At 66.7% G+C, this 10821-nt stretch carries 10 protein-coding genes and 1 pseudogene; 10 read left to right on the forward strand and 1 reads right to left on the reverse strand.

Going from position 1 to position 10821, the window contains the following annotated elements; all coding sequences use genetic code 11:
• On the reverse strand, nucleotides 1–257 hold a 257-nt coding region (locus tag AC1D15_RS07930), incomplete at its 3' end, for a cyclic-phosphate processing receiver domain-containing protein (protein WP_477825554.1).
• Between the two features lie 184 nt (nucleotides 258–441).
• On the opposite strand from AC1D15_RS07930, the gene AC1D15_RS07935 reads away from it, so the two are divergent.
• From AC1D15_RS07935 to AC1D15_RS07980, 10 genes and pseudogenes are all read left to right on the forward strand, one after another.
• Nucleotides 442–822 carry a nuclear transport factor 2 family protein gene (locus AC1D15_RS07935; protein WP_477825555.1) on the forward strand — a complete coding sequence of 127 codons (381 nt, stop codon included), beginning with the start codon at nucleotides 442–444 and terminating at the stop codon, nucleotides 820–822.
• 239 nt (nucleotides 823–1061) lie between these two features.
• The gene (locus tag AC1D15_RS07940) at nucleotides 1062–1823 is read left to right on the forward strand and encodes a DUF6348 family protein (protein WP_477825556.1); all 762 of its coding nucleotides are present in this window, start codon (nucleotides 1062–1064) and stop codon (nucleotides 1821–1823) included.
• A gap of 402 nt (nucleotides 1824–2225) precedes the next feature.
• Nucleotides 2226–5087: an ATP-binding protein gene (locus AC1D15_RS07945; protein ID WP_477825557.1), complete on the forward strand. Its 2862-nt coding sequence runs from the start codon at nucleotides 2226–2228 to the stop codon at nucleotides 5085–5087.
• Nucleotides 5088–5241: 154 nt separating this feature from the next.
• Complete coding sequence (locus AC1D15_RS07950) at nucleotides 5242–6141, forward strand: helix-turn-helix domain-containing protein (protein WP_465113773.1); 900 nt, start codon at nucleotides 5242–5244, stop codon at nucleotides 6139–6141.
• Between the two features lie 91 nt (nucleotides 6142–6232).
• Entirely contained in the window at nucleotides 6233–6907 is a 675-nt protein-coding gene (locus AC1D15_RS07955; protein ID WP_477825560.1) for an SDR family NAD(P)-dependent oxidoreductase, read from the forward strand.
• A 23-nt stretch (nucleotides 6908–6930) separates the two neighbouring features.
• Nucleotides 6931–8382, forward strand: coding sequence for a carotenoid oxygenase family protein (locus AC1D15_RS07960; RefSeq protein ID WP_477825558.1), 1452 nt, complete (start codon nucleotides 6931–6933; stop codon nucleotides 8380–8382).
• The gene (locus AC1D15_RS07965; protein WP_477825559.1) at nucleotides 8379–9527 is read left to right on the forward strand and encodes an SMP-30/gluconolactonase/LRE family protein; all 1149 of its coding nucleotides are present in this window, start codon (nucleotides 8379–8381) and stop codon (nucleotides 9525–9527) included. Before AC1D15_RS07960 ends, AC1D15_RS07965 begins: the two co-directional genes overlap by 4 nt.
• A gap of 12 nt (nucleotides 9528–9539) precedes the next feature.
• A complete protein-coding gene (locus tag AC1D15_RS07970) occupies nucleotides 9540–10313 on the forward strand; it encodes an alpha/beta hydrolase (protein ID WP_465113769.1) in 774 nt (257 codons plus the stop codon).
• A 51-nt stretch (nucleotides 10314–10364) separates the two neighbouring features.
• Nucleotides 10365–10574 (forward strand): 2TM domain-containing protein, encoded by a 210-nt coding sequence (locus tag AC1D15_RS07975; RefSeq protein WP_052212334.1) that lies wholly within the window; start codon nucleotides 10365–10367, stop codon nucleotides 10572–10574.
• A 15-nt stretch (nucleotides 10575–10589) separates the two neighbouring features.
• Nucleotides 10590–10821 (forward strand): annotated as a pseudogene (locus AC1D15_RS07980) (hypothetical protein); the annotation flags it as partial.

The raw sequence follows: 10821 nt of genomic DNA on the forward strand, positions 1-10821 counted from the left end.
GACAATATCTTCTCCTTGGCGGATGAATTCGCGGAGTGGACGAACATGCGCTGCGGTTTGAATCCGCGAAGCGCCACGGCCTCCTCAATCCAGAGGACAACGTCGTATCCGGTTCCGTGCTCGTCGTCCCCGAGGTCGTGGTCTAGACTGATCTCCTCGACTTGGCCCGACTCGAGCAGGGCTATCGCTTCTTCTGGCCAGTAGACACGAACCCACCCATCGGGGGTAGCCCGTTCATCATCGAGGTAGACACGCATGGGTGGAGATCTGTGAGCGTCGCAGTGGAGCGCAGATTATGGGCGGGGGGTTCCGGTCGCGCCTGCACCCGCATCCGGCCATGAGCGGTCTCCCGACAGCGCGACCCGTCCGATCGTTTCAGGCTGAAGCGGTCTCTCAAGACGGTAATCTTCAGGGCTCACAAGTAGTCGCAACAGGGGTGACATGTCGAACATTGAGCTTGTCAGCACGCTTTCCGAGCTCGAAGCCGATTTGCACCGTCCCGAGGTTCGAGGAAGTGCGCCACGGGTAAACGCATTGCTGCATGCTGACTTCGAAGAGATCGGACGGTCCGGGCAGTACTGGAGCCGTGATGCCATCGTCGAGAAGCTCCTTGCCGAAGCAACCCCTGCCGAGGTTGTCGCCTACAAGTACGTCGCAACAGAGCTGCAGCCTGGAGTTGCGCTTCTCACCTATCGGGCGGCACACCGGCAAACCGACGGCTCGCTATCGCGCCACACCTTGCGTTCATCACTCTGGGTTCGGATCGGGGACCGCTGGCAAATGCGGTATCACCAAGGCACCGCAGCAGCGGAAACTTGGTGACTGGCACAGCGTGTCCAGCTTCCACTGCAGAGCAAGCCTTCGAGCACCTAAGGCGAACGGCAGCAACTGATCGGTTGCTGCCGCTCGCACCCTGTGGTCGAATGCCCGCCGCCACTTGCAGTCATTCGCCAACGACGGCTTTCAGTCTGGCTCGCTGAAGCACACGGCAGGCTCGTCTTGCTGCCTGCGCGCGCGTGCAGATGCCTTCGCCTTATGCGTCGCTGTCAGAATGCTTTGGTATGCGAACCATCGAGCGCAAGGAGCGCCCAATGAATCCAAGACTTGCGCGCCTTCTCGCCGTTCTTGCCGTCGCGGCGACGGTTCATTTCCATGCCCTGGCTGCAAGCGAAGAAGACCTTCTTGCCAGCAGTCTGCAGAAGCTACTCACCTCAGCGGGAGCCTCCGCCGGTGCGTCCCCTGCATACTCCGTGCGCAATGGTGAAATTTCGATCGGAAAACAGATCGTTCGCATTGATCCCGTCCTGGAGAGCACAACCCGACACGCCGGACAATTTGTGCTGAGTTCCAACTTCGCCGTATTGTTCGACGGCTCCAACCAGTCGTATCTCGCGTCCACGCAAATCGGCATTGGTTCTACCATCGTCGAAGCAGCCGACACAGCCGTGCAAGAGTGGTACCTCGGCTTTGGTCAAGCACTCCTGAAGGCCATCGCGCTTGAGCGCGAGCAGTACAAGTTCGGAGACTTCGCGGTGTACCCAGGCACAACTGGGTTCCGAGGCCAGCCGCCCCAAGGCATCACGGCGGGCACCGATGAACTCCAGGTCCGACTCCTTCGTGCAGTTGCGCCTATGCTGCCGCGACATGACGGGCGACTCCACACGCTACAGGTAGTGGTCGTCGTCCAGCCAAACTCACAGCCGCAGAGTCACGTCTTGCTCGACGGGCAGGCTTCGGATCAAGCTGCGGCTCTCGCGGCTGGTTTGCGCTGGCCCCAAGCAGCTTCCTCCTTCATGTACAAGCAGGCGTTCCTACTTCGATAGGCCACAGGTCCCTGAATGGCGGCTTTGCGGCTTTGAGAGCGCGACGTCGAAGGTCAGCAACGGGTCGATAGCTCTACTTCGCTGCTCGCGAGAGCAGACGTTCAACAGAGCCTGGTCGACGAGAGATTTATTTCTCGCTGAGACGTGTGAGAGTGCGCCGAAATTGCGCCAAACCATCCACAAGCAAACATCTTTGCGGCCTTCCGACCCCGACCCGAGGCACCAGAAGCCCTTTCTGGTCTGCGCCACAGTGCGCCAAAACCTCCGATAATCCGCGCCGATCCTCGCAGTGCGGGTGCCGGCAACTGAATCAGAACGGATCAAAAGCAGGGTGAGTGCTTCGGAGATCGTCGACGGAGTCTCGGGAGGATTGACAGTGGGCCACGATGACGGGAGCTGGCCGTGACCAGCGACTCCACCCGGAAAGCACCTCGCCATTTCGCGTTCGAACCCTTCGTGCTGAGTCCCGATCGCCAGTTGCTGTTGAGGGATGGCGTTCCCGTCCGCATCGGAAGCCGTGCATTGGACATCCTGACTGCACTGGTCGAGCGGCCGGGCGAAGTCGTCAGCAAGCGCGATCTGATGGATCGAGCCTGGCCGGACGCCGTCGTGGAGGAGGAGAACCTCAAGGTCAACATGGTGGCGTTGCGACGGGTGCTGGGCGACGAAGCAGGCGCTGCCAGGTACATCGCGACGGTCACGGGGCGAGGCTATCGATTCATCGCACCTGTCCAGACCGTAGAGCTGCCGGGATTCGGACCGCACGCTGCATCGCCGTCAGCACGCAGCGGGAGCTTGYCCGCCGGAACTGCACGAATCTTCGGGAGGGCGCAGGCCATCGAAGGCGTCCGGCGCGGCCTCGATGAGGCTCGGATCGTGTCGATCGTCGGCGCCGGCGGCGTCGGAAAGACGACCATCGCGGTCGCGGCGGCTCATGCAGCGGCAACGCAGCGTGCCGATGGCGCCGCATTCATCGACCTGGCGATGATCAGCGACCCGCAGTTCGTGCCAGCGGCGATTGCGTCGGCGCTCGGCCTCGGCGTGACGAGTGGCGATCCGCTGTCGAGCGTCGTGCATGCCTTGCGGCGGCAACAGAAGACCCTGCTGTTCGACAATTGCGAGCACCTGCTGCCTGCGGTGGCGGCTGCCGTGGAGAGGCTGGCGGCTCACCTCGATGGCGTTCGCATCCTCGCGACGAGCCGTGAGCCCCTTCGGATCCGGGGCGAGCGAGTGCATCGCCTGCGCGGGCTGGAATGCGACCCGAGCGAGCATCCCGCAGCGGACGAGGCCCGCAGGTTTCCCGCCGTCGAACTGTTCGCCGCACGCGCTGCCGAGCGCTCGGGCTATCGATTGACGGATGGCGACGCCCCGGCGGTCGCTGAAATCTGCCGGCGGCTCGATGGCAATGCACTGGCGATCGAACTGGCCGCGACCCAGACTGCTGCCTTCTCCCCCGTGCAGATCCTGCAGATGCTCGACGACAGATTCCGGCTTCTCAGGCTCGGCCCACCCGGCGCGCCGCTGAGGCAGCAATCCCTGTTGGCGACCCTCGACTGGAGTTACGGGCTCCTGTCGGTAAACGAGGCCGCCCTGCTGCGCGCCATCGCGGTGTTCGCCGGCACCTTCAGCGCCGATGGAGCGAGCGCCGTGTCCGGCGCAAACGCAGCGGAGGTGATGGATGCGCTGTCGCGGCTGTCCTCGAAGTCGCTGCTCGTGATGGACACCAGAAATGACCAGTTGACCTATCGCCTCCTCGAGACCACGCGCGCCTACTGCCTCGAACGCCTGCGGGTGAGTGCCGAGGACGCCACGGTCCGCAGCCGCCATGCGGAACACCTGTGCGCGGTGCTCGAGCGGGCCGCTACCGATTGGGAACGCATCGAGCTGCACGAGTGGGAGGCCTCCTACGGGCACTACCTCGAGGACCTTCGCGCTGCGCTCGCCTGGTCGGGGCGCGATGAGGCGCTGCGATCGCTGCGCATCCGCCTGACCGCCGCAGGCGTCCTCCTCTGGAACCACTTGTCGCTGACCGAGGAATGCCGCCGGCACGTCGGCGAGGCCGTCGCGGAGCTCGACGCAGCCGGGCAATCCGGGACGGCGATCGAGATGCATCTCCAGATGTCCCTGGCAGGCAACACCCTCTTTGCCCGCGGCCTCACGCCCCAGGTGATGAGCGCGATGCATCGGGCCCTGGACATCGCGGTCCGGCTCGGCAACGTCGACGCCCGGCTCCGATGCCTGAGGACCATCGGTGCCTGCGAGATCATGGGGGGCCGGAACGACGACGGGATCCGCACGCTCGAGAGCTGCGCGTCGATCGCCGCCGCTGTCGCCGCCGAGGACTCGTCCGCGGCGCGAGAGCGGGAGAACTATCTCGCCATAGGCGAACTGTTCGTCGGCAAGCTGCACAGCGCGAGGCAGCGTCTCGAGCGGCTCTACAACCCCGATGCGCGCGACTTCAACGACTCGCGACTCGTGCGCTTCCTGGTCTACCGGAACGTCGATCTCGGGAGTGTGCTGTCGCACGCGCAGTGGTTGACGGGCTCGCCCGAGACGGCTGCGCGCACGGCGGCCGCCACGGTCGATGCCGCGCTCAGGACCAGGTACTGGTTCTCGGTCAGCAACTGCCTGTCGTGGGCGTGTCCGATCTTCTTTCTCTCGGGACATCACGACGAATGCAGCTACTACGTCGAGCTGCTCGAAGAGCAAGTGCTTCGACATGGCATCGGTGTCCGGCGCCCGGTGGTCGTCTTCTATCGCGCAGCGCTCGCCTGCGGGCAGGCCGTCGTGCCCGCGCAGGGGATCGACGACCTCGCTCGGGGGATCGAGGAGTTCCGCGCGATCAACTACCTGGCGCGGATGCCCTTCTATCTGGGCGTCCTGGCCGACGCCCTCRCCAGAAGCGGGCGTCTCGGCGAGGCGCAAGCCGCGATGCGGGCCGCGCTCGATGGCGCCGTCACCCAGAACGAGCGTTGGTGCATTCCGGAGTTGCTGCGCATCCGCTCGTCCATCCTCGCGGCCACGGGCCGGGCGGCGGAGGCCGAGGCGGTGCTCGCCGAGTCGATGACGATGGCCATCGAGATCGGCGCGTTGTCATGGCGGCTGCGGGCCGCCAACGATCTGGCCAGGCTCTGGCTGCTGCAGTCGCGGACGGCAGACGCTCGCGCGATGCTGCGGCCGATCCACGGTGAGTTCACCGAAGGCTTCGCGACGCGCGACCTCGTGGTGGCGACCGACCTTCTTGCACGGCTCGACAAGCCCTGAGAGAGCCGCAAGCAAAACCGCAAGCCAGCATGCATGGCACGCACTGCGTTGGGGCGGCCTGCACTTCGGCAGCGCAAGGACCTAACCGCACTTAACTTGATCGGCAAGACTGGTCCAGCGATCCTCATGGCACCCCCCGCCAGAAGGATCGTCGATGCCGCTGCAGACACAAAGTGATGTGAAGTACGCCAGCAGCGAGCTGCTGGCCGGAACCACGGAGTGGGACACGCTGCGTGCGGAGCACCGGCAGGTGCCGGGCGGTGCCTACAACCCCGTCACGTCCAGTTGCACGGAGCTCGTGATCATCCTGTCCGGCCAGGGCACGGTGCGGCGCACCGGCGATGGCCAGCGGCAGGAGCGCGTGGCACTGCCCGGCACGAGCTGGCTGGTGCCGGCGGGGACGCATGAAACGCAGCTGGAGCTCGACGCGCCGCTCGAATGCCTGCATCTGTTCATGCCGGCCAGCCTGCTGGAACGAAGTGCCCTGGCCGACTACGGCATCGATCCGGATCGATGCCGTCTCGCCTACGCGGCAGCGGTCGCCGACCCTGTGATGGCACAACTCGGGGGCGCGCTGCAGGCGTTCATGCGCAGYGGCAACCGGCACGATGACCGCATCTTCTGCGACGGCATTCGCACCGCGGTCGCAGCACGCCTGATGGGGCACTACACGGTCGACCGCTGGCGCGTGCCGCCGACGGCGCCAACGCTCGACCGCCGGCGGTTGAAGCGCGTGCTCGAGTTCATCGAAGCCCACCTGGCCACCGCTCTGTCGCTGGACGGCCTGGCCAGCCAGGCCTGCCTCAGCCCCTTCCATTTCGCCCGCCTGTTCCGCGAGGCGATGGGCGTGCCGCCGCATCGCTACGTGAGCGAACGCCGGATCGAAGCGGCCAAGGCGATGCTGGCCGCCGACGGTGCGTCGCTGGCGCAGATTGCGCTGGACACGGGCTTCGCATCGCAGGCGAGCTTCACGCGCGTCTTCGGCAAGGCGGCCGGCGTGACGCCGGGCCAGTACCGCGCGCTGTGCCGCGACCAGCGCCTCGAGGTGGATTGAGCTTCAGAACTTCAGGAGCGCAAACGCGGGAAAGGGATGCGCAAGATCTGCGAATACGCACGAGGACCCTTCCACTAGCCTGTGTCTCATGATGAGACTCAAAGACAAAGTGGCCCTTGTGACAGGGGCGGAGGCGGGGATCGGGCTCGCGGTGGCCAAGCTCTYCGTCGAAGAGGGAGCGACGGTGTTCGCGAGCGACCCTGCGGCTTCGAACGACCGCTCGCCCGATGTCTGCGCGTTGGCACTCGATGTCACCAGCGAGCTGGCATGGCAGAGCGCGGTGGACCGCGTCATCGAGCGAAGCGGGCGACTCGACGTGCTGGTCAACGCGGCCGCGGCTGCATCGTACGAACGGCTCGACGAACTCTCCGCGAGTTCATGGATGTGGTCCATCGCGTTGAATCAGACCGGCGTCTTTCTCGGCATGCGCGAGGCCGTGGGCGTGATGCGGCGGCAGAAGGCTGGCGCCATCGTCAACATCGCGCCGGCACTGAACCACCTGCCGGCGGGAGAGGCGTACGCGTGCCACGCCACCACCGGTGCCGTGCGCAGCATGACCAGGAACGCGGCCCTGGCCTGCATGACCGACAACATCCGCATCAACGTGGTGCTGTCCGGCTTCGTGCAGCCGCCCACGCTGTGCGGCGTTGCGCCGATCCAGGTCGCGCATGGGTGCCTGTTTCTGTGCTCCGACGAAGCCGGTGGCATCAGCGGTGCCGAACTGGCCATCGACGGCAGCGGCCCGGTGGCCGCACCCATCTCGTGAGAGCCCCACGGAGCGCAGACGCCATGCAGCAGACTCAACGCCGTTCCCGCGAGCTCGAATCGATCGCGCCGTTCCGGCGTTCGCCCGATGTCGCGGAGCGGTGTGACGCCGACGTCACCGGCACGGTGCCGTCCTGGCTGCAGGGCGACCTGCTGCGCACCTGCCCCGCCGTGTTCGCACAGGGCTCATGGCAGGCGCAACACTGGTTCGATGGCCTCGGCCAGATCTACGCCTTCCGCATCGGTGCTTCGACGGTGCGGTTCCAGTCGCGCTTGCTCGACAGCGAGGCCGCTCGCGAGATCGCAGGCGGCCGTGCGAAGCTCTCCTCGTTCGGCACGCCGACGGAGCGCACAGCCTGGCAGCGGCTGCTGCAGCCAGTGCAACGAAGCACCGACAACACCAACGTCAACATCGTGCAGATGGGTGACGAGGTCGTCGCCCTCACCGAAGGGGCGCGGCAGTTGCGCATCGATGCGGCGTCGCTGCGCTCGCTCGGCGTCCGGCCGTATGGACCTGACGGACTCGGCGGCAACGTGATGAGCGCCCACCCGCATCGCGACTTCGCGCGCCGGAAGGTCGTCAACCTGGCGACCAGTTTCGGTGCCGGCGGAGGTGTCGTCTCGGTCTACGAGCACGACGACCGCACGCACGTGCGCCGGGTTGTCGGATCGTGGCGCACGGACCGCGTGCCCTACCTACATTCGTTCGGGCTCACGCCGACGCGCGCGGTGCTGCTGGCGCATCCGTTTGCCGTGCGGCCACGGGACATGCTGTGGTCCAACCTTGGCTACATCGACCACTTCGAGTGGCGCCCGCAGGACGGCACGCGGCTGATCGTGATGGATCGCGGGAGCGGGGCGACGACCGAGCATGAGGCCGACGCGATGTTCGTGTTCCACACCGTCAACGCCTTCGAGCGCGATGGCGAGACGGTGCTCGACGCGCTGGCCTATCCGGACGCGACGATCATGGAAGACCTGCGCGTTGCTCGCATGGCCGAGCGACTGCCCGACCTCAGGCCGAAGCTGGTGCGCATCACGATGCGGCCGGGCAGGCCCCGTGCCGAGGTGCAGATGCTCGGCGACGCGGCGTTTGAGTTCCCCTGCATCCACTACCGCCGGTCCAGCGGAAGCGACTACCGCTACACCTGGGGTGCGGCCGACGGCCCACGGGACGACGACGGCTACGCGTCGTCCATCGTGAAGGTGGACGTGCGCAGCGGCCAGAGCTGTGCCTTCAGCGACGGCGAGCGCATCTACGGCGAGCCTGTCTTCGTCGCCCGTCCGGGCGGTGTCGACGAAGACGACGGCGTGCTGCTCACCGTGGGGTGCAGCCAGCGCACGACAGGCTCGGCGCTGTCCATCCTGGATGCACGCGACATGACGCTGTTGGCCCGCGCGGACGTGCCGGCGTCGATACCGCTGGGCTTCCACGGCTCCTTCATCGGCGAACGCGAACAAGGAGGCAGGCCATGAAGCGTCGATCGACTGGCAAGGCGCTCGCGGCTGCGGTGGCGCTGGCAGCAGCCGGCGCCGCGGCCTACCTCTGCCTCTGGCCGGTGCCCGCCGAGCCGGTGGCCTGGCCGGCACCGCGGCCGCCCGGCTACGAGGGGCCTCACGCGCCCAACACACGCCTGGCCGGGCTGCACAGGATCGACATCGGCAGCGACTTCGGCCCCGAGCACATCGCACTCGGGCCGGACGGCAAGCTCTACGCTGCCATGACCAGCGGAACGCTGCTGCGCATGGATGCCGATGGCGGCCGGCGCGAGGTGTTGGCCGACACCGGCGGGCGGGTGTTGGGCTTCGACTTCGATGCCCAGGGCCGCATGCTGGCCGCCGATGCGATGAAGGGGCTGCTGGCCATCGGTCGCGATGGTCGGGTGGAACTGCTGGCCGACCGAGTCGGCCCCGACGACCCGATCCGGTATGCCAACTCGGTGGCCGTCGCGCCGGACGGTACGGTGTACTTCACCGACGCCTCGTCGCGCTTTGCACCTTCGCACTGGGGCGGCACCTACGAGGCCAGCGTGCTCGACATCCTCGAGCAGGCCGCCACCGGCCGCGTGCTGGCCTACGACCCGGTGGCGCACGGCACGCGTGTGGTGGCACGGGGTTTCTCGTTCGCCAACGGCATCGCGCTGTCGGCTGACGGGCGCACGCTGTTCGTCGCCGAGACCGGCCGCTACCGGATCTGGAAACTCGACGCTGCGGCACGCGGCATCGATGTGCAGCGTGCCACGCCCCAGGCCCGCGTGCTGCTCGACAACCTTCCCGGTTACCCCGACAACCTGATGCGCGGCCGCGACGGCCGAATCTGGGTCGGCCTCTTCAAGCCGCGCAATCCCGCCGCCGACAGCCTCGCCGAGCGGCCCTTTCTGCGCAAGGTGCTGCTGCGGCTGCCGCGCGCATGGCTGCCGCTCGGCAAACCCTACGGTCATGTCTTCGCGATCGACGAAGACGGCCGCGTCGTCGAAGACCTGCAGGACCCCACCGGCGCCTACCCGGAGACGACTGGCGCCACCGAAACCGCGCAGCGCCTGTACATCCACAGCCTGCACGCACCGGCCATCGGCTGGCTCGCGCTGACGCCGGTTTCATCAACTGTTCCAACCCGCTGAAGGAGGCTTGTCGTGAAGAACCCCATCCACCTGCTGCGCCTGGTGGTGCCGCTCGCCGTGGCCCTGCTGGCAGGCGCGCCGGCCGGCGCTCAACAACCCCTGGAGAAAGCCAAAGTGAAAAACGTCGTTCTCGTTCATGGCGCCTGGGCCGATGGCTCGGGCTGGCACCGCGTGCACGATCTGCTGCGGGCCAGGGGCTACGCCGTCAGCATCGTGCAGAACCCGCTCACCTCGCTGGCGGCGGACGTGGCCGCCGTGCAGCGCGTGCTGGCCCGGCAGAACGGGCCGGCCCTGCTGGTGGGCCATTCCTACGGCGGCGTGGTGATCACCGAGGCGGGCAACGCCCCGAACGTGGCGGGGCTCGTCTACGTGGCCGCCTTCGTGCCCGATGCCGGCGAGTCGGTGGCGTCGATGCTCGAAGGCGGTGCCCCGCCTCCGGTGCAGCCGTCGGCCGACGGCTACCTGTTCTTCGACGCTGCCGTCTTCCCGCAGGCCTTCGCGCAGGACCTGCCACCGGCACAGGCCGCGTTCCTGGCCGCGGCGCAGATCCCCCCGGCGGCGGCGGCCTTCGAGGCGAAGGTGTCGCAGCCCGCGTGGAAGACGCACGGCAGCTGGTACGTGCTGAGCACCGAAGACCGCATCATCCCGCCGCCCGCACAGCGCCAGATGGCGGGCCGAGCGAAGGCCTCGATCAAGGAGGTGCGGGCCAGCCACGCCTCGTACATCTCGCAGCCCGAGGCGGTGGCCGAGGCCATCGACCAGGCGGCGCGGGCATCGGTTCGATGAATCGGGCGCCCCGGCACGTCGCCGGGGCGATGCTGGAGACAGGAGGAAAACATGAAGAAGCTCGACATCTCGGAGCGCAAGCGTGGCTTTCGCATCCACTCGATCGTGTTCGTGCTGAGCATGGCCATGCTTGCCGGCATCAACCTCTGGACCGGCGCACCCTATTGGGTGGCGTACGTGCTGGTGAGCTGGGGCATTGGCGTGCTGGCCCATTGGTGGTTCGTCCTGGGCCCTGGCGCTCGCCATGCCGGAATCGTCTGACTCAGGAGAACCGTCATGCTTGAAGAAGCCTACGAACCGCAGTGCAAGTCTGCGAGGGCGCATTGCAACGATGCGCGCCAGCTCAGCCGAAAGACGCTGACCCTGCTGACGCTGGCGCTCGGAACGTTCTGCATCGGAACATCGGAGTTCGCCAGCATGGGGATCATCCAACTGTTTTCAGCCGAACTGCGTCTCGACATTTCAACCGCAACGCATGCGATCGAAGCCTATGCCTTCGGTGTCGTGC

Source organism: Rhizobacter sp. P2_H2, from assembly GCF_056403375.1.